General features: G+C 71.1%; 16 protein-coding genes. 7 read left to right on the forward strand and 9 right to left on the reverse strand.

Translation table 11 applies throughout. The features are described 5' to 3' along the window. A complete protein-coding gene (locus ACIOJD_RS29755) occupies positions 1-834 on the forward strand; it encodes a serine hydrolase (RefSeq protein ID WP_401919130.1) in 834 nt (277 codons plus the stop codon). Here the strand turns inward: ACIOJD_RS29755 and mycP are convergent. Beyond that, entirely contained in the window at positions 797-2,008 is a 1,212-nt protein-coding gene (mycP, locus tag ACIOJD_RS29760) for a type VII secretion-associated serine protease mycosin (protein WP_401919131.1), read from the reverse strand. The genes ACIOJD_RS29755 and mycP overlap by 38 nt on opposite strands. 50 nt (positions 2,009-2,058) lie before the next feature. Next, positions 2,059-3,099, reverse strand: coding sequence for a hypothetical protein (locus ACIOJD_RS29765; protein WP_401919132.1), 1,041 nt, complete (start codon positions 3,097-3,099; stop codon positions 2,059-2,061). On the opposite strand from ACIOJD_RS29765, the gene ACIOJD_RS29770 reads away from it, so the two are divergent. Together ACIOJD_RS29770 and ACIOJD_RS29775 are read left to right on the forward strand one after the other, a co-directional pair. Next, the gene (locus ACIOJD_RS29770; protein ID WP_401919133.1) at positions 3,098-3,580 is read left to right on the forward strand and encodes a hypothetical protein; all 483 of its coding nucleotides are present in this window, start codon (positions 3,098-3,100) and stop codon (positions 3,578-3,580) included. The two genes, ACIOJD_RS29765 and ACIOJD_RS29770, sit on opposite strands and share 2 nt — an antisense overlap. Positions 3,581-4,372: 792 nt before the next feature. After that, positions 4,373-5,575 (forward strand): amino acid deaminase/aldolase, encoded by a 1,203-nt coding sequence (locus ACIOJD_RS29775; protein WP_401919395.1) that lies wholly within the window; start codon positions 4,373-4,375, stop codon positions 5,573-5,575. A 155-nt stretch (positions 5,576-5,730) separates the two neighbouring features. On the opposite strand, the gene ACIOJD_RS29780 is transcribed toward ACIOJD_RS29775, so the two are convergent. Genes ACIOJD_RS29780 through ACIOJD_RS29790 form a run of 3 tightly spaced genes read right to left on the reverse strand, consistent with a single transcriptional unit; the run spans position 5,731 to position 9,323 of the window. Then, on the reverse strand, positions 5,731-6,534 hold the full coding sequence (locus ACIOJD_RS29780; protein ID WP_401919134.1) for a 3-oxoacyl-ACP reductase: 804 nt from the start codon (positions 6,532-6,534) through the stop codon (positions 5,731-5,733). Between the two features lie 6 nt (positions 6,535-6,540). Continuing rightward, the gene (locus ACIOJD_RS29785) at positions 6,541-7,947 is read right to left on the reverse strand and encodes an aldehyde dehydrogenase family protein (protein WP_401919135.1); all 1,407 of its coding nucleotides are present in this window, start codon (positions 7,945-7,947) and stop codon (positions 6,541-6,543) included. 11 nt (positions 7,948-7,958) lie between these two features. Then, entirely contained in the window at positions 7,959-9,323 is a 1,365-nt protein-coding gene (locus ACIOJD_RS29790; protein ID WP_401919136.1) for a glutamine synthetase family protein, read from the reverse strand. Between the two features lie 99 nt (positions 9,324-9,422). Between ACIOJD_RS29790 and ACIOJD_RS29795 the strand changes: the two genes are divergently transcribed. From ACIOJD_RS29795 to ACIOJD_RS29805, 3 genes are all read left to right on the forward strand, one after another. After that, positions 9,423-10,139, forward strand: coding sequence for a FadR/GntR family transcriptional regulator (locus tag ACIOJD_RS29795; RefSeq protein ID WP_401919397.1), 717 nt, complete (start codon positions 9,423-9,425; stop codon positions 10,137-10,139). Positions 10,140-10,373: 234 nt separating this feature from the next. Then, the gene (eat, locus tag ACIOJD_RS29800; RefSeq protein ID WP_401919137.1) at positions 10,374-11,864 is read left to right on the forward strand and encodes an ethanolamine permease; all 1,491 of its coding nucleotides are present in this window, start codon (positions 10,374-10,376) and stop codon (positions 11,862-11,864) included. Positions 11,865-11,923: 59 nt separating this feature from the next. Further along, positions 11,924-12,628, forward strand: coding sequence for a gamma-glutamyl-gamma-aminobutyrate hydrolase family protein (locus tag ACIOJD_RS29805; protein WP_401919138.1), 705 nt, complete (start codon positions 11,924-11,926; stop codon positions 12,626-12,628). Positions 12,629-12,683: 55 nt separating this feature from the next. Here the strand turns inward: ACIOJD_RS29805 and ACIOJD_RS29810 are convergent, their stop codons facing one another. After that, a complete protein-coding gene (locus tag ACIOJD_RS29810) occupies positions 12,684-13,625 on the reverse strand; it encodes a LysR family transcriptional regulator (protein WP_401919139.1) in 942 nt (313 codons plus the stop codon). Between the two features lie 70 nt (positions 13,626-13,695). On the opposite strand from ACIOJD_RS29810, the gene ACIOJD_RS29815 reads away from it, so the two are divergent. Continuing rightward, positions 13,696-14,859: a TDT family transporter gene (locus ACIOJD_RS29815; RefSeq protein ID WP_401919140.1), complete on the forward strand. Its 1,164-nt coding sequence runs from the start codon at positions 13,696-13,698 to the stop codon at positions 14,857-14,859. Between the two features lie 49 nt (positions 14,860-14,908). Here ACIOJD_RS29815 and ACIOJD_RS29820 read toward each other — a convergent pair whose 3' ends face one another. The 3 genes from ACIOJD_RS29820 to ACIOJD_RS29830 all read right to left on the reverse strand — a co-directional run bounded on the left by ACIOJD_RS29820 (position 14,909) and on the right by ACIOJD_RS29830 (position 19,510). After that, positions 14,909-15,457 (reverse strand): helix-turn-helix domain-containing protein, encoded by a 549-nt coding sequence (locus ACIOJD_RS29820; RefSeq protein WP_401919141.1) that lies wholly within the window; start codon positions 15,455-15,457, stop codon positions 14,909-14,911. Between the two features lie 287 nt (positions 15,458-15,744). Beyond that, on the reverse strand, positions 15,745-18,372 hold the full coding sequence (locus tag ACIOJD_RS29825) for an ABC transporter permease/substrate binding protein (protein ID WP_401919142.1): 2,628 nt from the start codon (positions 18,370-18,372) through the stop codon (positions 15,745-15,747). Then, complete coding sequence (locus ACIOJD_RS29830; RefSeq protein WP_401919143.1) at positions 18,365-19,510, reverse strand: glycine betaine/L-proline ABC transporter ATP-binding protein; 1,146 nt, start codon at positions 19,508-19,510, stop codon at positions 18,365-18,367. Before ACIOJD_RS29830 ends, ACIOJD_RS29825 begins: the two co-directional genes overlap by 8 nt. Between the last annotated feature and the right edge of the window lie 305 nt (positions 19,511-19,815).

Below are 19,815 nucleotides of genomic sequence, written 5' to 3' on the forward strand. Positions count from 1 at the left end.
GTGGATCTTTCGGTCGCGGTGTACGACATGAAGGGCGGGCGCGAGACGGCGTTCGGCGCGGACCGGACGTATGTCACCGCCAGCGTGGTGAAGGTGGCGGTCCTGGCCGCGCTGCTGCTGCGGGCGCAGGACACCGGCCGGTGGCTGACGGCCGAGGAGGAGCGCCTCGCGGCGGCGATGATCGAGCGCAGCGACAACGACGCGGCGACGGCGTTGCGGGCGGCGGCCGGGGGCGTGGCGGGACTGGACGCGGCGCACGCGCGGCTCGGTATGACCCGGACGACGGCGGCGCCGGCCTGGGGGCTGACCCGGACCACCGCGCGCGATCAACTGACGCTGCTGAGGGCGGTGTTCGGCGGGGCTTGCGGGCCGCCGGTGCTGAACGGCGACTCGCGCCGCTTTCTGGCGCGGCTGATGGGGCGAGTGGTGCCCGGACAGGACTGGGGCGTGTCGGCGGCGGCCGGAGGTGACCCGGCGGGCGAAACGGCGGGCCGAGCGGCAGGCGAAACAGCAGGCGGCGGTTGGGCGCTGAAGAACGGCTGGCTGCCGAGGACGGGGAGCGGCCTGTGGGTCGTGCACTCGGTGGGGCTCGTACGGGACCGGTCCCGTAGGGGGTCCCGTACGGGGCAAGAACGGGACCCCGTACGGGGCCGGCCGACGGAACACCTACGGGGCCGGTCGGCAGAGCACGTACGGGACACATCGGCAGGGCGGATACGGGACTGTCTCGTCGCGGTGTTGTCCGACGGCCACGCGTCGCTGGAGGAGGGAATCGCCCGGGTCGAGGAGGCCGCCGTCAGCGCCGTGCGCCGGGTCGGGCAGCGGAGCGGCTGAACCCGCCGCGCCAGAGCACCACCGCGCACGCCAGCAGCAGGGCGCCGGCGCCGCCCGCCACCGGGGCGATCCAGCCGGCCGGTTCCAAAGCCCCGTCCGAGGCGTCGGGACCGCTGCCGAAGTACTGCTTGCCGAAGCCCGCGGCCTCGCTCTCCAACTCCGTACGGGACAGTTTCGCGCCGGCCTTGATGGCCGCGGCCGGGTCGACGAGGCCATGTCCCCTGGCATCGTCGCGCCCGTCCTGCGGGGTCTCACGCGCCGTGTCCGCGAGGAGCTTCTTGATCTGGGCGGGGGTCAGATCCGGGTAAGCGGAGCGCACGAGGGCGACGGCCCCGGAGACGAACGCGGCGGCGGCGCTGGTGCCCCAGCCCTCGTAGTAGCTGCGGTCGGGGTCCGCTATGACGACGTCGACGCCCGGGGCGCTGACGGTGGCGTACCAGCGGCGGGTGGAGAAGGCGGCGTGGGTGCCGTACTCGTCGACGGCCGCCACCGCGATCACACCGGGGTAGGCGGCGGGATAGGAGATGTGGTCGCCCTTCTCGCCACCGTTGCCGGCCGAGGCGACGACGACGGCGCCCTTGTCGAGGGCGTACCGGACGGCCGCGTCCTCGGCGGGTTCGGGGTGGGCGGACTCGCTGTCGTCGCCGAGGGAGAGATTGATGACGTCCGCGCCCTGGTCGGTGGCCCAGCGGATGCCGTCGGCGAGGGCGCCGCCCTTGGACGTGCGGGCCTTGTCACGGGCGGGGTCGGTGCCTTCGAGGATGACCCGGACGGGGAGGATCTTCGCCTGCGGCGCGATCCCGAGGACCCCGTCGGAGCGCTCGAGACCATGGCCGTGTCCCGCGATGATCCCGGCCATGGCGGTGCCGTGCCGGGCCCAGGCCCGGTCGCCGCTGGTGGCGCCGAAGCCGATCAGGTCCTTGCCCGGCAGCACCTGTCCGGTGAGGTCGGGATGAGTGTCGTCGACGCCGGTGTCCAGGACCGCGACGGTGACGCCGGTGCCCTGGCTGGTGCGCCAGGCCTGCTCGGTGTGCATGGCCTCGAGAGCCCACTGCTGGGACCGGATCGTGTCCGCGTGCGCGGGGGCTGCGGGGACGAGCAGAAAGGACGCGGCACCGAGGACGGCGACGAGGCGGTGGCGGCGCCGTGGGGCTCCTGGGCGCGGTGGGGTCATGGGGATTCTCGGGCTCTTCGGCATCGGAGGCATTCGGGGTATCGGGGTCATCAGGGTGCCGCCGTGCCGCCGCTGACGGTCGTGCGCAGCCCGCGCTCGATGCGGTCGGCGATGCCCTTGGCCTCGTGTCCCAGGCCGGCTTGCGCGGGTGCGGTCGTGGCTCCCTTGGCCATGGCCTTGTCGACGGGCTGGGGGGAGGTGACCGTACGTCCGTCGGCGAAACCGGAGACGGCGAACACGACGACGGGCGCGTCGGTGAGCACGTTCACCGTCCAGCTCGCGCGCTGCGCGTCGCCGAATCCGGCGGCGACGGTGTTCCCGACGGGGAAGGTACGGGGCATCAGGTCGGCGCGTTCGCCCAGCCCCTCGTCGCGGAAACGGTCACGCAGGGAGGCCATGGCGTCGGGGTCGGCCTGGGTGAAGACGAACCCGACGGTGGTGACGCTGCTGGACGTGGAGTCGGCGTACGTGGCGCGGAGCACCCGTACACAACCGGCCGGCCGCAGTGTTCCCAGCAGCAGGGGGTCGAGTGTGCCGGCGCAGCCGCTGTCTGGCGCGACAGCGATCCGGATCCAGTCGCGGTCCGCGCCGCCGGGTCCGGCTCCGTTCCCCTTGAGGGTGCGCGGAAAGAGGGTGTCGACGGGGACGCTGTGCCAGAGGGTGCGGGCGGCGGTGAAGCTGTCCCGGCCCGGGGACTCGGCGGCCGAGTCCCCGGTCAGCCAACTGCCGGTGGCGGCACCGCCGATCAGCCCGAGTCCCAGCACGACACACGCCACGGCGGCGACGGCCCTGGCAGGGCGCCGCGCGGGCACGGGCCGCAGCCGGGTGGTGGTCTCCGCGGGCGTCTCGGGCGGCGCTCCGGCCCAGCGGTACCCCGTCGGCGCGGGGCGACCGGCACCGGCATCGCCGTGAGCACGGCTCCGGGGCACGGGCGGCGTCGGTGGTACGGAAGGCGCCTCACCGGGCCGCCGTACGGGGCGAGGCGGCACCGCGCCGGTACGAGGCCCCGGCGGCACGGGGCGCAGCCGGGTGGTGGTCTCGGCGGGGGTGGGCGGGGGCGCGGATGCCGATGCGCGCGGGGGCGTGGACATGCCGCCGGGCCTCCGGGCGCCTGCGGGCGGTGTGGTCGTCGGGAAACCTGACGATGCGGTGGTCCGGGAACCGGCCGGGGAGGTGGCCGGACGCGGCGGAGTGGCGACGGTAGGTGGTGGTGTGGCGGCGGTACGTGGTGGTGTCGCGGCGGTACGAGGCGCGGGGCCCGCGTTGTTCAACCGGTCGGTGACGGGCGGGGCCTGCGCCGAGCGCTGCGCGGGACGCGAGGCAGCGTTGGTGCGCGGCTCGCCGGTTGGCCGCGGAGTGCCCGAACGCGGTGGCGTGGCCGACCGCGGTGGCGTGGCCGAGGACGGGCCGGCCGAACGGCGTGGTGTGGTGGCCGAGCCACTCGTACCGAACCATTCGGCGCTCGTCGGCGCCGGGGCCCGGGGGTCCCGCTCGTCGGGAAGCGGCACGCCGGCCGAACGCCGGACGCCGGACGGAGCCGTGGTGGACGACGGCCCGTACGGCGAGGCCTGAGCGTCCCCGGATGCCGCGGATGGCGAATTGCTCCCGAGGCCGCGTGCGGTCGTCGCGCCCGGGGCCCGGCCCGCACCTGCTTGCTCACCGCTTGCCTGCGAGCCGCCCTTTTGCGAACCGCCGCTTTGCGCACCGGACCGTTGCCCACCGGGCGGGCGGCCCGCCGCGGGCGGGCCGTAACCGGTGTGCGGGATCACGGACGGGGTGCTCGTGTCGGCGCGAGGATCGCCGGGCCGCCGGTCCGTGCCCCGAGGCACCGCCGACGCCGGAGGGCCAGGAGGCCGTGGTGGTATCCGCGACGGTGCCGACGGGGGGAGCATGGCGTCGGTGATGCGCGAGACCGGCGTACGCGGGGCGCCCGCGCCCGGCTCGGATCCGGCGGACGCAGACGTATCGGTCGTAGACGTATGGGCCGTAGACGTATGGGCTGTTCCCGCCGTACCGGGGGTGCCGGTCGTTCCGGACGTGCCGGGCAGGCCGGAAGCACCTGGCAGGACAGGTGTGACGGGTGGCCCGGACGCACCGGGCGTCGGCGGTGGAGTCGTGGGGCGGGGTGGTACGGGAGCGCGTTGCGCTTCGGTACTCATCCGCCCCCCTGAGCCGCCCGTACAGATTGATCCACCCGCACGCCGATCCGCTTACGGAACGGCCACGTTCGCGTGGTGTGTGCGTCACTCTACGGGCTGGAACAGGCGCGGCGGGAACGAGCGCGAAGGCCCGTGGTGATCTGCCCAAATCCTCCCCCTACCGTGCGGTAATCCGGTCTGGCAAGCTCGGCCCATGACTCCGCCCATGCCCCCGCGAGCCACTGACCGGGCCCGGTACGACCGGGCTACCGCCCATCTCGACGCCCCGCTCGCCCTCGTCGATCTCGAAGCGCTGGACGCCAACGCCGACGACCTCGTCCGGCGGGCCGGGGGCAAACCGATCCGGTTGGCCAGCAAGTCGGTGCGCTGCCGGGCGCTGCTGGAGCGTGTCCTGGGGCGTGACGGTTTCGCGGGGATCATGTCGTTCACCCTGGCCGAGTCGCTGTGGCTGGCGCGCGCCGGATTCGAGGACGTACTCCTCGCCTATCCCTCGGCCGACCGCGCCGCCTACGCCCAGCTCGCCGCCGACCCCAAACTCGCCGCCGCCGTCACCGTGATGATCGACGATCCGGCGCACCTGGGTCTGATCGACGGGGCACGCGAGGGCGGCCGGGAGGAGATCAAGGTCTGTCTGGAACTGGACACGGCCTTGCGGCTGTTCGGCGGCCGGGTCAGGATTGGTGCACTGCGTTCCCCGCTGAGCGAGCCGGGCCAACTGGCCGAGCTGGCCAGATCTGTAGCGCGACGCCCCGGATTCCGGCTGGTCGGGCTTATGGCATACGAAGGACATGTGGCCGGGGTCGGGGACGCCTTGGCAGGACAGCCGCTGCGCTCGCGGGCGATCCGACTGATGCAGACAGCGGCCCGCAAGGAGCTGGCGGAGCGGCGCGCGGCGGTGGTTCGTGCAGTGAGGGCCGTCGCGCCGGAGCTGGAGTTCGTCAATGGCGGTGGCACGGGCAGCGTCCAGCACACGGCCGCCGAGGACTCCGTGACGGAGATCGCCGCGGGCTCGGGGCTTTACGTCCCACGGCTCTTTGACAACTACACATCGTTCACGGGACGTCCGGCGGCGCTGTTCGCCCAGCCCGTGGTCCGCAGGCCGGGCGTCGGCGTGGTGACCGTGCTCGGCGGCGGCTATCCGGCGTCGGGGCCGGCCGGCCGGGACCGGCTGCCCACGCCGTATCTGCCGGAGGGATTGCGGTACGACGGCCAGGAAGGCCCCGGAGAGGTGCAGACCCCGCTGCTCGGCTCGGCGGCGGACGACCTGCTGATCGGCGACAAGGTGTGGTTCCGGCATGCCAAGGCCGGTGAACTGTGCGAGCGATTCGACGCGTTGCAGCTGGTGGAGGGCGACCGCGTGGTGGCGACCGCCCCCACGTACCGGGGCGAGGGCCGGACCTTCCTCTGAGGGGCTCCTCCGAGGGGAAATCTTCTGAGGAGGGGCTCCTCAGCGCGACTCCTCAGGCTCAGGAGTCGCCTTGAGGAGTCCTCGCCTCAGGGCCGTGCGGGGCCCACGCGGGCACCAGGAGAGTGCCCACAGGGGGCGTGGAATCAGGAGAGCGCCTACAGAGGAGTGACGTACGCCCCCGTGAGACCACCGTCGACCAGGAAGTCCGTGGCGTTCACGAACGACGCGTCGTCGCTGGCGAGAAACGCGACCGCCGCCGCGATCTCCTCCGCCTCGGCGAACCGGCCGACCGGAATGTGCACCAGCCGCCGTGCGGCCCGCTCCGGATCCTTCGCGAACAGCTCTCGCAGCAGCGGGGTGTTGACGGGCCCCGGGCAGAGCGCGTTGACCCGGATCCCCTCGCGCGCGAACTGCACCCCCAGTTCCCGTGACATGGCGAGCACACCGCCCTTGGACGCGGTGTACGAGATCTGCGAGGTCGCCGCGCCCATCCGGGCCACGAAGGACGCGGTGTTGATGATCGAGCCCCGGCCCTGGCGTCGCATATAGGGAATGGCGGCCTTGCAGCAGAGGTAGACCGAGGTGAGGTTGACCTCCTGGACCCGCTTCCAGGCCTCCAGGCCGGTGGTGAGGATCGAGTCGTCGTCGGGCGGTGAGATCCCCGCGTTGTTGAAGGCGATATCGACGCTGCCGTAGGTGTCATAGGCGGTCTTGAACAGCGCCTCGACCTGTTCGGCGTCGGTGACATCGACGGGTACGAAGATCCCGCCGACCTCCTCCGCCACGGCCTTTCCCGTGGTCTCGTCGACATCGCCGCACACCACGTGCGCGCCCTCGGAGGCGAGCCTGCGCGCGGTGGCCAGGCCGATGCCGCTGCCGGCTCCGGTGATGACTGCGGTACGGCCGGTCAGACGCCGGCAGACGGGGTCGTTCGTGGCTGCGCTGATGGGGGCGGTCATGATGGCTCAGGCCTCCGTACTGATGAAGACGTTCTTGGTTTCGGTGAAGGCTGCGAGGGCGTCGGGGCCCAGTTCCCGGCCGAGGCCGGACTGCTTGTAGCCGCCGAACGGGGTGCCGTGGCGCACGGCGCTGTGGGAGTTGACGGACAGATTGCCCGCGGCGACGGCACGCGACACCCGCAGGGCGCGGCCCACGTCACGGGTCCAGATCGACCCGGCGAGTCCGTAGTCGGTGGCGTTGGCGAGCCGGACCGCGTCCTCCTCGTCGTCGAAGGGCAGCACGACGGCCACGGGCCCGAAGACCTCCTCGGTGGCGACCGGTGAGTCGGCGGCGGCATCGGTGAGGACGGTCGGCGGGAACCAGAATCCGGCGCCGCCGGGTGCGGTGCCCCGGATGCCCTTCGCGCCCTCGGGGACGTACGACCGCACGCGCTCCAGCTGGACCGCCGAGATCAGCGGGCCCATCTGGGTCCGCTCGTCGGAGGGGTCGCCGACGACCACCGACTCGACGGCGGGGGCGAGGAGTTCGAGGAACCGGTCGTGGACCTCGCGCTGGACGAGGATGCGGGTACGGGCACAGCAGTCCTGGCCGGAGTTGTCGAGGAAGGCCATCGGCGCGGTGGCCGCGGCGGCGTCCAGATCGGAGTCGGCGAAGACGATGTTGGGGCTCTTGCCGCCGAGTTCGAGGGTCACGCGCTTCACCAGCGTGGCGCTCTTCTCCATGATCCGCTTGCCGACGCGGGTGGAGCCGGTGAACACGATCTTGGCCACGCCCGGATGCTCGACCAGTGCGTTGCCCGCGACGTCGCCCGCTCCGGGCAGGACCTGGAAGAGATGCTCGGGAAGGCCCGCCTCCAGGGCGAGTTCGGCCAGTCGGAGCGCGGTGAGCGGGGTGGTCTCGGCGGGTTTGAGGAGCACCGCGTTGCCGGCCGCGAGGGCGGGGGCGGTGCCCCAGGCGGCGATCGGCATGGGGAAGTTCCAGGGCGCGATCACCCCGATCACCCCGAGCGGTTCCAGCAGGGTGATGTCGAGGCCGCCCGCGACCGGAATCTGGCGGCCGTTCAGCCGCTCCACTCCCCCGGCGGAGTAGTCCAGGAGGTCACGGACGTTGCCCGCCTCCCAGCGGGCGTTGCCGAGGGTGTGGCCCGCCTCGCGGACCTCCAGCCGGGCCAGTTCCTCGTTGTGCGCGTCGACGACCGCGGCGAAGCGGCGCAGCAGTCGCGCGCGGTCGGCGGGGGCTGCCGCGGCCCACCGGCGCTGAGCCGTCGCGGCCCGCCGGACCGCCGCGTCGACCTGCGCCGGGGTGGTCGCCGGGACGGTGGCGACGACCTCGCCGGTGGCCGGGTTGAGGACCTGGTGTTCAGCCGCTCGGTGCTCGGTCCCTGGGTGTCCGGTCGGGGGGTGTTCGTTCACGGGGCGTTCCCTCACAGGCGTTCGAAGGAGCGGCGAAGCTCCCAGTCGGTCACCGCGGCGTCGAAGGCATCCACCTCGACCCGCGCCATGTTGCGGTAGTGCGCGACGACTTCGTCGCCGAAGGCCGCGCGGGCGATGGGGCTGTTCTCCCAGAGCTCGGCGGCTTCGCGCAGGGTGGCGGGGACATGGTCGTACGCGGCGGTGTAGGCGTTGCCCGTGCAGGCCTCGGGAAGTTCCAGCTCGTTCTCGATGCCGTACAGCCCCGCGGCGATCAGACCGGCGACGGCGAGATACGGATTGACGTCCCCGCCGGGCAGCCGGTTCTCGAAGCGCAGCGACCGGCCGTGGCCGACCACCCGCAGTGAACAGGTGCGGTTGTCGTGGCCCCAGGCGACGGCCGTGGGCGCGAAGGATCCCGGCTGGAAGCGCTTGTAGGAGTTGATGGTGGGCGCGTACAGGAGGGAGAAGTCGCGCAGCGCTGCGAGCTGGCCCGCCAGGAAGTGCCGCATCACGGGGGACATGCCGTCGGGCCCGTCCCCGGCCATGACCGGGGCGCCGTCCTCGTCCTGGAGCGAGAGATGGATATGGCAGGAGTTGCCCTCGCGCTCGTTGTACTTGGCCATGAATGTGAGCGAGACGCCCTCCTGGGAGGCGATCTCCTTGGCGCCGGTCTTGTAGATGGCGTGCTGGTCGCAGGTGACGAGGGCATCGTCGTATTTGAAGGTGATCTCGTGCTGGCCGGGGTTGCACTCGCCCTTGGCGGACTCGACGGTCAGTCCCGCGCCGGCCATCTCGTTACGGATCCGGCGCAGCAGCGGTTCGACACGGCCGGTGCCGAGGACGGAGTAGTCGACGTTGTACTGGTTGGCCGGGGTCAGACCGTGGTAGCCGCTGTCCCAGGCCTGTTCGTACGTGTCCTTGAAGACGATGAATTCGAGTTCCGTGCCGGCGTGCGCGGTGTAGCCGTGGGCGGCGAGGCGCTCCAGCTGGCGGCGGAGTATCTGGCGGGGCGCCGCGACGACCGGCGAGCCGTCGTTCCAGGCGAGGTCGGCGACGAGCATCGCCGTGGCCTCGTTCCAGGGCACGCGACGCAGGGTGGCGGGGTCGGGGCGCATGGCGAAGTCGCCGTAGCCGTGCTCCCAGGAGGACATCGCGTATCCGTCGACGGTGTTCATCTCGGTGTCGACGGCGAGCAGGTAGTTGCAGCCCTCGGTGCCGTGCTCCAGGACCTCGTCGAGGAAGAAGGACGCGGCGAACCGCTTGCCCTGGAGCCGGCCCTGCATATCGGGGAAGGCCAGAACGACCGTGTCGATCTCGCCGCTCTCCACCAGGATCCGCAGATCCTCGACACTGAGCGGGGGTGTGCGGTCTGCCACGGGGTTGCTCCTCCTTCGGTCAGCCGGAAGCCATAAGGTATTCCTGAAGACCTTTGGTTGGGAAGGGGAAACGGCGACGTGGCGAAGAAGAACGAGCCGATGGACCCGCTGACTCCAGTACTGCGGCCCGTGCGGGCGGGAAACGGTTTCGAAGAGGCACTGGAGCAGATCCTTCAGGTCGTACGGCTGGGGCTGGTGGCGGCGGGCGAACGGCTGCCCGCCGAGCGTGAACTGGCGGACCGGCTGCGGATCAGCCGGGTCACCCTCCGCGAGGTGCTCAAGGTCCTCCAGGACGAGGGCCTGGTGGAGAGCCGGCGGGGACGGTACGGCGGAACCTTCGTGCGGCGCCGGCCCGACGCCCCCGCCCGGGGCGCCGGGGAGGAGCTGCGGCGGCGCGTGGAGGGCGTGGACATCGAGGACGTCCTGCGTTTCCGCGAGGTGCTGGAGGTCGGCGCGGCGGGGCTGTGCGCGACGCACGGACTGACCGGGGAGCAGGCCGGACGGCTGCGCTCGGCACTGGCCGCGACACACGACGCGCCGCTGGCGGACTACCGCAGGCTGGACACGCTGCTGCATCTGACGCTCGCCGAACTGTCCGGCTCCGCGACCCTGACCGCCCAGTACGCCTCCGTACGGGCGCAGGTGAATGTCCTGCTGGACTGCATCCCGCTGCTCGTACGGAATCTGGAGCACTCGCAGCGACAGCACACGGCACTGGCCGAAGCGGTGCTCGACGGGGACGCGGACGGAGCGCGTGAGATCGCGCGCGAGCACTGCGGGGGTACGGCGGCGCTGCTGCGGGGTTTCCTCGCGTGAGTACCGCGGGGTTTCCTCGCGTGAGTACTGAGCATGTCTGTCCGGGGGCAGGACTTCGCCACCCGGGCAAGGCCCTTCCCCGTCCGGAAGCCATGACGCGCCCCGGCCGCGCACACCACGGCCACCCGCACCGCTCACCCGTAACAGCCGTTTAACGCACGGGGCTTGCGCGCGGCCACCGGGGCCGCAATGGTATGGCCTCACACCTTTACCCCCCTGAGGTAGGAGCTGCTCATGTCCGACGGCACCGATTCGCGCGTTCCACCAGCCGAAGCGGCCGACGGCCCGGCCGCGCCCCCAGACGCCTCCGCCCAGCAGGACGCCGCGTATCTCCAACGGCGCACGCTGCGCCGGGGCAGCGCCGGCTGGCTGCTGCTCACCGGTCTCGGCGTCGCCTATGTCGTCTCCGGTGACTTCTCGGGCTGGAACATCGGTCTCTCCGAAGGCGGCTTCGGCGGTCTCGCGATCGCCACGCTGCTGATGGGGGTGATGTACGCCTGTCTGGTCTTCTCGCTCGCCGAGCTGTCCGCCATCCTGCCCACCGCGGGCGGCGGTTACGGCTTCGCCCGGCGCGCGCTCGGCACCTGGGGCGGCTTCCTCACCGGTACGGCCATCCTCATCGAGTACATCCTGGCTCCGGCCGCCATCTCCATCTTCATCGGTGAGTATGTCGAGTCCCTCGAACTCTTCGGCCTGACCGCCGGCTGGCCCGTCTACCTGGCCTGCTTCGCGATCTTCATCGGGATCCATCTCTGGGGCGTCGGCGAGGCGCTGCGCTTCAGTCTGGTGGTGACGGCCATCGCGGTGGCGGCGCTGCTGATCTTCGCGGTCGGCGCCTTCACCGAGTTCGACGCGAGCGGCCTCAACGACATCCCGGTGGACCAGGACGCCTTCGGCTCCGGCTCCTGGCTGCCGTTCGGCGTACTGGGCATCTGGGCCGCTTTCCCCTTCGCCATGTGGTTCTTCCTCGGGGTGGAGGGCGTACCGCTGGCCGCCGAGGAGGCCAAGGACCCGGTCCGTTCGATGCCGCGGGCGCTGTCGATCGCCATGGGCGTGCTGGTGCTGCTCGCGGTGATCACCTTCTTCGCCGCGACGGGGGCGCGCGGCTCGGCCGCCATCCAGGACGCGGGCAATCCGCTGGTGGTCGCCCTTCAGGGAGACGGTGATCCGACGCCACTGAGCCGGTTCGTGAACTACGCGGGTCTCGCCGGTCTGGTCGCATCCTTCTTCTCCCTCATCTACGCGGGCTCCCGGCAGCTGTTCGCGCTCTCCCGCGCCGGCTACCTGCCCCGATTCCTGTCCCTGACGAGCCGCCGAAAAGCCCCCTATCTGGGTCTTCTCATCCCGGGTGCGATCGGCTTCGCGCTCGCCGCCGGCACCGGCGACGGCGGACGGATGCTGAACGTCGCGGTGTTCGGCGCGACCATCTCGTACGCCCTGATGGCCCTGTCCCACCTCGTGCTGCGCCGCCGCGAGCCGGGGCTGCCCCGCCCGTACCGCACGCCCGGCGGCATGCTCACCTCCGGCGTAGCGTTCGTACTGGCCCTCTCGGCGCTGGTCGCGACGTTCCTGGTGGACAAGGACGCCGCGTTCATCGCGCTGGGCGTCTATGTCGTCGCTCTCGCCTACTTCACCTTCTACAGCCGCCACCGACTGGTCGCGGCCGCTCCCGAGGAGGAGTTCGCGGCCCTGGCCGCGGCCGAGGCCGAACTGGAACGCGGCTGACGTCGACACCGAAGGCAGCACACCCAGCACACAGCACGAGAACGACGGAGGACTCATCCGTGAAGCCCCTCATCGGCATCAGCACCTACCTGGAGGAATCCGCCGCGTGGGGCGTCTGGGAACTGCCCGCGGCTCTGCTGCCCGCCGGTTACCCCCAACTCGTCCAGCGGTCCGGCGGACTGGCCGTGATGCTCCCGCCGGACGACCCGGCGGAGGCGGCCTCGGCGGTGGCGCGGCTCGACGGGGTGGTGATCGCGGGTGGCCCCGACGTACAGCCCGTACGGTACGGAGCCGAGCCGCACCCCCGCACCGGGCCGCCGGCCCTCGAACGGGACGCCTGGGAACTGGCCCTGATCCAGGCGGCCCTCGCGTCCGGCACCCCGCTGCTGGGGATCTGCCGGGGGATGCAGCTGCTCAACGTGGCGCTCGGCGGGACGCTCGTCCAGCATGTGGAGGGGCACACCTCACCGGTCGTCGGCCGCTTCGGCGAGCATCCGGTGAAGCCGCTGCCCGGGACCCGCTACGGGGATCTGGTGCCCGAGGAGTTCGACGTACCGACCCATCATCACCAGACGGTCGACCGGCTCGGTACGGGGCTGACCGCCTCGGCGTTCGCGTCGGACGGCACGGTGGAGGCCGTCGAACTTCCGGCCCCGCAATGGGTGCTGGGCGTCCAGTGGCATCCGGAGATGGGCCTGGACACCCGCGTCATGACCGCGCTGGTCGAGGCGGCCGCCACACCGGCCGTGACCGGCCGCCGCTGACGGAGAACCGCCGACACGTCCGGCCGCCGGTGACCTGCGGCCGGGCCCGGCGCCGTCAGCCGCGCGCTCCGCGCGTCAGGGACAGCAGGTCGCGGGCCGGACCCGCGGGCCGGGTGCCCGCCGGCCAGACCGCACGCAGGTCGCGGCGGAGCCCCACGCCCTCCACCGGCACATTCACCAGCCGACGGGCCGCCAGCTCCTCGCCGACCGCGAGTTCGCTCAGTACGCAGGGCCCCGCCCCGCTCACCGCGGCGGCCTTCAGGGCGGTCGTGGAGGCGAGTTCCAGCAGCGGCTCGGCCACGCCGCCGTACGCGGTGAGTCCGGCGTCCAGTACCTGACGCGTCCCGGAGCCCGGTTCGCGCAGGATCAGCGGGGTCCCGGCCAGCTCCGCCGGATCCAGCGGGGTACGGCGGCGGGCCCAGGGATGCCCCGGGGCGGCGACCACGAGCAGCCGGTCGTGGCCGATGACGGCGGAGTCGAGGCCGTCCGGCGCCGCCGTGCCCTCCACGAAGCCGAGGTCCGCCTCGTGCGTGAGGAGCCGCTCGGCGACAGCGGCGGAGTTGCCCGCGTGCAGCGAGACCGCGGTGTCCGGCCGGGCCTGGCGCAGCGCTATCAGCCAGCCGGGCAGCAGATACTCGGCGATCGTCATACTGGCGGCGACGCGCAGACGGGAGTCCCGGCGGTCGCGCAGTGCCTGCGCTCCCGCGTCGAAGGCCTCGGCGGCCTCCACGACGCGTCGGGCCCAGTCCGTGACCAGTGTCCCGGCGTCGGTGAGCCGGGAGCCGCGCGGTGAGCGGTCCACCAGGGCCACCCCGAGCATGCGTTCCATGGCCCGGACACGGCTGCTGGCGGCGGGCTGGCTGATGCCGAGTTCCCGGGCGGCCCGGCCCAGGCTGCCCAGCCGGGCGACCGCGAGCAGCAGCTCCAGCGCGCCGAGGTCGGGCACCCGGTGCGCGAGCGGAGCGGTGAGGGGGACGGCGGGCGGAGGATCGGCCATAACCCCAGGTTATGGCCTCATAGAGGCGGCGGGGCTGGTGGGGGCCGTACGCGACGGCGAAGGTGGGAACATGGTCACCCTCGCGCACAGCGCCGCGCTCTCCGCCGCACCCACCTCGCGCGGCGCCACCGGGACGCGGCTGCCCGCCCTGCGGCATCTCGGGCCCAACTGGTACGCGACGGTGATGGGGACCGCGATCGTCGCGACCGCCGGGGCCGGGCTCCCGCTGGATGTGCCGGGGCTGCGGGCCGGCTGCGCGGTGGTGTGGGCACTGTCGGCGGTTCTGCTGGCCGTCGTACTGGTCGCGCGCGCGGGGCACTGGCTGCACCACCGTGACCAGGCGCGCGACCATCTCCTCGACCCGGCAGTGGCGCCCTTCTACGGATGCCTCGCGATGGCGCTGCTGGCCGTCGGGGCCGCCACCCTCGCCGTGGGCCGGGATGTGCTCGGTGAGGGCGCCGCTGTCGCGGTCGACGCGGTGCTGTTCGGCGTGGGGACGCTTCTCGGTGTCGCGGTCGCCGTGACGATCCCGTACCTGATGGTCGTACGTCACCGCCTGGAGGCGGCCGACGCGTCGCCGGTCTGGCTGCTGCCGCTGGTGACGCCCATGGTCTCGGCGGCGGTCGGTCCGGCGCTGGTGCCGTATCTGCCGGCGGGACAGGGGCGCGAGGCGTTGCTGCTCGGCTGTTACGCGCTGTTCGGGCTGAGCATGCTCGCGACGCTGACGATGCTGCCGCTGGTCTTCGCGCGGCTGGTGGTGCGCGGTCCGCTGCCCCTCGCACTGACCCCGGTGCTCTTTCTCGTACTCGGCCCGCTGGGCCAGTCGACCACGGCGGTCAATCAGGTGGCCGATGTGGCGCCGTCGGCCTTGGGCGCTCCGTACGCGGACGCGCTGGGCGCCTTCGCCGTGGTGTACGGCGTGCCGGTTATGGGGTTCGCGCTGCTGTGGCTGGCGCTGTCGGCGGCTCTGGTGGTGCGTGCGGTACGGCGGGGGATGCGCTTCACGATGACGTGGTGGGCCTTCACCTTCCCGGTCGGTACGTGTGTGACGGGAGCGGAGGGGCTGGGCAGGCGCACGGGTCTGGTGGCTCTGGAGTGGCTGGCGGTGACGCTTTTTGTGCTGCTGGTGACCGCGTGGGCGGTGGCCGGGTGGTGCACGCTGCGGGGCCTGTTCGGCGGAAGGCTGCTCGCCGCGCCCGCGGTGCCCCGGCCGGCGACGGCCCGTACCGGCTGAGGAGACGCCCACCGGCGCCGGGCGCCGGTGGGCGTCGGCCCGGCCCTCGTCAGCGAGGGGGGTCGACCGTCGCGTCGATGTGCTCGGCGACGGCGACGACCAGGATGCGGGTTCCGGGCTCGGTGGCCCGCCAGCGGTGCCGTACGCCACCGGACAGATAGAGCGTGTCCCCGCGCTCCAGGCGGTACGCACGGCCTTCGGCCTCGACCTCGGCGGCGCCGTCGGCGATGTACATGATCTCGTCATTGCGGTGCTGGTACTCCCGGCCGGTGTCCTGCTCGCCGGTGAATTCCTTGGCGTTCAGCTGGTGTCCGCCGCGCACCACCCGGCGTACTCCGGGCCCGAGGTCACCGGCCCGTACGACATCGACCGTCCGCGCCGAGTCGGCGGCCGCGTGCAGCTGGGCGGGGGTCGTCTCCAGGGCGTCCGCCACCCGGTCCAGCGAGCGGGTGCTGGGCCTGGCGCGTTCGTTCTCGATCTGGCTGAGGAAGGGAACGGACAGCCCACTGCGTGCCGCGACCGCCGCCAGGGTCAGGCCCAGGGACCTGCGCCGCCTGCGGACGGCGGCGCCCACCCTGAGCGCTTCCTTGTCGTCCATGACTGGCTCCCTCCCGACCGGATCGTCATCTTCTCAGAGTTGACGCCGGTACAAGGGCTGTCCTGCCGCACCCGTACGGAACCCCCCCGGCCGGTACGAACACACGGACGAAGAGAGCGGGTGACCCCCGGGGTCAATAATGCGCGCCGCCGGGCGATTCGCAAAGCCCTGGGCCGGGCCTCAGCGCCCGGACAGGCGGAAGGGGCGGGCTCGCCCACCGGCGACGCCCACCCCTTCCGAAGACACTCCCCCGTAGTGGCCGCCTCCTAAGGAGGCGGCCACTACGACTACCTCGGGGCCATCTTGTCCGCGATGCCCGGATTCTTCGCCATCCAGGCCTTCGCGCCTTCCTCCTCGTGCCCCGTACCGGCCTTCTTGATCTCGCTCTCCAGGCTGCCGAGCTGCTGCTCGTCGAGCTTGAAGTTCTTGAGCCACTTGGTCAGCTGGGGGTAGTTCTTCGGGAAGTCCTTGTGCGCGACGTTGGTGAGCTGGTCACCGCCGCCGAAGGTCTTCTTCGGGTCCTTCAGCTTGGTCAGGTCGTACTCGTTGTAGGACCAGTGGGGCGTCCACAACGTGACCGCGATCGGTTCCTTCTTCGCGTAGGCGCGCTTCAGCTCGGCGAGCATCGCCGGGGTGGAGCCGTCGACGACCTTGTACTCGTTGTCGAGACCGTAGTCCGGCAGCACCTTGTCCTTGAGGACGTTCATCTCCTCGGTGCCCGGCTCGATGCCCACGATCCGCCCCTTGAACTCGTCGCTCCGGCCCTTGAGGTCGGCGAGGGAGTCGACGCCCTTGACGTACGAGGGGACGGCGACCTCGCGGGAGGTCGGACCGTACCAGGAGCCGAGCTTGGTGAGACTGCCCTGATACTTGTCCCAGTACTTTTTCTGCGCGTTGGGCAGCCAGCCGTCGAACTGAACGTCCACCTGCCCCTGGGCCATCGCGGCGTACATCGGTCCGAGCTCGAACTGACTGAGCTCGATCTTGTACCCACGCTCCTCGAGGACCGCCTTCCACAGATAGGTGGCGGCGATGTCCTCCTCCCAGGGGAACCAGGCGACCTGCACGGGCCGGTTGCGCTCGTCCTCGCCGTTCGCGGCCTTACCGGCCTTGGCGACCGGGGTCCACTTGTCGGCGAGGCCCGGGTTCTCCTTCAGCCACTCGCGGACGGCCTCCTGCTCCTTGCCCTTGCCGGTCGTCTGGATCTTGGCCTCAAGACTGGTGAGCTGCTTCTCGTTCATCTTGAAGTTCTTGAGCCACTTGCCGACCTGCGGGTTCTCGGAGGAGAAGCCCTTGCGCGCCAGGGTGTGGATGCCGTCGCTCTCCGCGCCGAAGGCCTTCTTGGGGTCCTTCAGCTTGGTGAGGTCGTAGTCGTTGTAGGCCCAGTGCGGCGACCAGAGCACGACCGCGATCGGTTCCTTCTTCGCGTACGCGCGCTTCAGCTCGGCGAGCATGCCGGGCGTGGAACCGTCGACAAGCGTGTACTCCTTGTCGAGGCCGTACTCCTTGAGGACCTTGCTCTTGAGGAGGCCCATCTCACCGGCGCTGGGCTCGATGCCGATGATCTTGCCCTTGAAGGTGGAGCTCTTGCCCTTGAGGTCGGCCAGGGACTTGACACCCTTGACGTACGAGGGCACGGAGATCTCCAGGGAGGTCTTGTCGTACCAGGCCCCCATGTCCTCCAGCTTGTTCTTGTACTTGGCCCAGTACGTGGCGTGGGTGATCGGCAGCCAGGAGTCGGTCTGGATGTCGATCTGGCCGGCCGACTGGCCGGTGTAGAGCGGACCGGCCTCGTACTGCTTGGCGTCGACCTCGTAGCCGCGCTGCTCCAGCAGTTCCTTCCAGAGGAAGGTGGAGGCGATGCCCTCGTCCCAGGGGATGTACCCCATGCTGATCTTCTTGCCCTGGCCGACGTTGTCGGCGTCCGCTGTGGTGTCGGCGCTCTTGGAACCGCCGAACAGACCGATGCTGCCCGCGACGAGCGCGAGGATGAGCACACCGGCGATCGCGACGACGGGCTGCGGACGGTGGGTCCAGATCTTCAGCCCACCGGCCATCTCCTGGGCCTTGGCCAGCGCACGGCGGCCGACCGGGGAGACCTGAAGGCTGAGCGCACCGGTCATCCGGTCCAGGTACACGGCCAGGATGACGACGGAGACGCCCGCCTCGGCGCCGAGGCCGATGTCGATGTTGCCGAGAGCGCGGTAGACCGCGCCACCGAGACCGCCACCGCCGACCATGCCGGCGATGACCACCATGGACAGGCCCAGCATGATCACCTGGTTGATGCCGGCCATGATCGTCTCCAGCGCCAGCGGCAGCTGGACCCGGAGCAGGGTGTTGCGCGGGGTGGTACCGAACGCCTCGGCGGCCTCGACCAGTTCCGCGTCGACCTGGCGGATGCCCAGCTCGGTCATCCTGACGCCGGGCGGCAGGGCGAAGATGATCGTGGCGACGATGCCGGGGGTCGCTCCCAGACCGAAGAAGATGACACCCGGGATCAGATAGACCATGGCGGGCATGGTCTGCATCAGGTCGAGCACCGGCCGGACCAGCGAACTGACCGTCTTGGAGCGTGCGGCCCAGATGCCGAGCGGCACCGCGATGACGAGCACCACGATCGTCGCGACCAGCACGAGCGACAGGGTCTCCATCGCTTCGCTCCACAACTCGATGGAGTCGATCAGAGCGAAGCCGACAAAGGCGAGAACGCCCGCGAGGAGGCTGCGCAGCCACCAGGCGAATACGGCGAGGATGCCCGCGAGGAGCAGCGGTTCCGGAGCCGAGAGCACCGCGTTGATGCCGTCGTACATACCGGAGACGATCGAGCCGATCGCGTCGAACAGCCAGGCGAAGTGGTTCTGCAGGAAGGTGACGGCGCTGTCGACCCAGTCACCGAGAGCAAGCCTAGGCACTGGCTACCGCCTTGTCGCTGTTGTCCTTGGAGACCGACGTGCCGGCCGGCGCGCCAGCGGGCACCTCGGGCGCCATCGGCTCACCGAGGACGGCCAGCAGCCTGGCGCGCGGGACGACTCCGACGAGCGCGCCCTCCTCGTCGGTGACGGCGACCGGGACGGCGCTGGTGGAGCAGGGCGTGAACAGCTCGATGATCGGCGCGGACTCGGCCACCTGGGCGGGCGCGGCGGCGAGTACGTCCTCGGCGGTACGCAGTTCCTTGCCACCGTCCGTACGGATACCGAAAGCGGTCTCCGCGTCGGCCATGATGGCGCCGGCGGTGAGCACCCGGGAACGGTCGACATCCTGGGTGAAGGAGGCGACGTAGTCGTTGGCCGGGGTGACGAGGATGTCCTCGGCGGTGCCCATCTGGACGATCTCACCGTCACGCATGACCGCGATCTGGTCACCGAGGCGCATGGCCTCGTTGAGGTCGTGGGTGATGAAGACGATGGTCTTTTTGAGCCGTTTCTGGAGCTGGAGCAACTGATCCTGCATATCGCGGCGGATCAGCGGGTCGAGCGCGCTGAAGGACTCGTCCATCAGCAGCAGATCGGCGTCGGTGGCGAGCGCGCGGGCGAGACCGACGCGCTGCTGCATACCGCCGGAGAGCTCGTCCGGCCAGGACGTCTCCCAGCCGCCCAGGCCCGTCATCTCCAGCGACTCGGCAGCGCGCTTCTCACGCTCCTCACGGGACACACCCTGCACTTCGAGTCCGTACGCGGCGTTCTCCAGAACGCTGCGGTGCGGAAAGAGCGCGAAGTGCTGGAAGACCATGCTGATCTTGGTGGAGCGTACGTGCCGCAGCTCCTGCGGACTCAGCGCGGTCAGATCCTGACCGTCGAAGAGCACCCGTCCCGATGTCGGTTCGAGCAATCCGTTCAACATGCGAAGCAGCGTGGACTTGCCGGATCCGGACAGCCCCATGACCACGAATATCTGGCCGGGCTCGACCGAGAAGGAAGCGTCGATCACCGCTGCGGTCGTACCATCGGTGCGGAGCTCGTCACGGTCCGTGCCGCTTTCGAGCTTCCTCACAGCCTCAACTGGTCGTCTACCGAAGACTTTGTACAGGTGTTCGGCTTGCAGCCTGGACACATACACCTCACGCGTTGAACGGAAAAACGGCCCGCAACCCCCGCGGGCGGGCCGTGGAGCACGCGGGGTCGGCCCCACACCCGGCAACAATGCTTGAACATGCAACCTGGTTCGCTCCGCATGCGCGCCTGCCCGTACTTACACGAGCCAAACAAGTCTGTGATTCACGTCACACCCGGCGGGTGATCCAAGGGCCCGCGCCGGCCGTTCGCGAGCGCGCGGGGTGACGTTTCGCGGCACTCCGTGACCGCCGGTCATCGTCGGTGACATCGGTGGCTTTCCGTACACACCGTGACTGTCAGTGG

Origin of the sequence: Streptomyces sp. NPDC088116, from assembly GCF_044741745.1 — a bacterium.
In the GTDB taxonomy this organism is placed as follows: domain Bacteria; phylum Actinomycetota; class Actinomycetes; order Streptomycetales; family Streptomycetaceae; genus Streptomyces.

Coding starts and splice junctions, on each gene's coding strand:
- mycP (WP_401919131.1), bottom strand. CDS start 2,008: ATGACCCCACCGCGCCCAGGAGCCCCACGGCGCCGCCACCGCCTCGTC.
- ACIOJD_RS29770 (WP_401919133.1), top strand. CDS start 3,098: ATGCCGCCGGGCCTCCGGGCGCCTGCGGGCGGTGTGGTCGTCGGGAAA.
- ACIOJD_RS29765 (WP_401919132.1), bottom strand. CDS start 3,099: ATGTCCACGCCCCCGCGCGCATCGGCATCCGCGCCCCCGCCCACCCCC.
- ACIOJD_RS29775 (WP_401919395.1), top strand. CDS start 4,373: ATGCCCCCGCGAGCCACTGACCGGGCCCGGTACGACCGGGCTACCGCC.
- ACIOJD_RS29780 (WP_401919134.1), bottom strand. CDS start 6,534: ATGACCGCCCCCATCAGCGCAGCCACGAACGACCCCGTCTGCCGGCGT.
- ACIOJD_RS29795 (WP_401919397.1), top strand. CDS start 9,423: ATGGACCCGCTGACTCCAGTACTGCGGCCCGTGCGGGCGGGAAACGGT.
- eat (WP_401919137.1), top strand. CDS start 10,374: ATGTCCGACGGCACCGATTCGCGCGTTCCACCAGCCGAAGCGGCCGAC.
- ACIOJD_RS29810 (WP_401919139.1), bottom strand. CDS start 13,625: ATGGCCGATCCTCCGCCCGCCGTCCCCCTCACCGCTCCGCTCGCGCAC.
- ACIOJD_RS29815 (WP_401919140.1), top strand. CDS start 13,696: ATGGTCACCCTCGCGCACAGCGCCGCGCTCTCCGCCGCACCCACCTCG.
- ACIOJD_RS29820 (WP_401919141.1), bottom strand. CDS start 15,457: ATGGACGACAAGGAAGCGCTCAGGGTGGGCGCCGCCGTCCGCAGGCGG.